This window comes from Dolichospermum sp. UHCC 0259 (assembly GCF_009711935.1).
In the GTDB taxonomy this organism is placed as follows: domain Bacteria; phylum Cyanobacteriota; class Cyanobacteriia; order Cyanobacteriales; family Nostocaceae; genus Dolichospermum.
Window position 1 is genome coordinate 1 of record NZ_VIKX01000027.1, and the last position, 337, is coordinate 337.

1 protein-coding gene is annotated in these 337 nt (G+C 46.6%); it reads left to right on the forward strand.

Features of this window, described 5'->3' with window-relative positions:
- The coding region (locus FJR05_RS02915) for a metal-binding protein (protein ID WP_168642734.1) at nucleotides 1-337 on the forward strand (337 nt) is incomplete at both ends.

The following is a 337-nucleotide window of genomic DNA, read 5'->3' on the forward strand; positions in this document are numbered from 1 at the left end:
TTATGTTTGGGGGGCTGATGTTTGGTCCCGATTTGGATATTTACTCCCGTCAATTCCAGCGGTGGGGTTTTCTGCGGTGGATTTGGCTACCTTATCAAAAAAGTTTGCGGCATCGGTCGTTTTTATCTCACGGTCCGATTATTGGTACAACTTTACGGGTGGTGTATCTAACGACTTTTGTAGCGTTGGTGGCGTTTGTGGTTGTGGTAGTTGTCACCAAGTTGGGAAATGTGGCTTGGAATTGGGGGGAAGTGTGGGGGACTCTGGGGAAGACTATCTATTTGTATTATGGAGAATTTTTTGCCCTCTTTATCGGTTGTGAACTGGGGGCAATGAG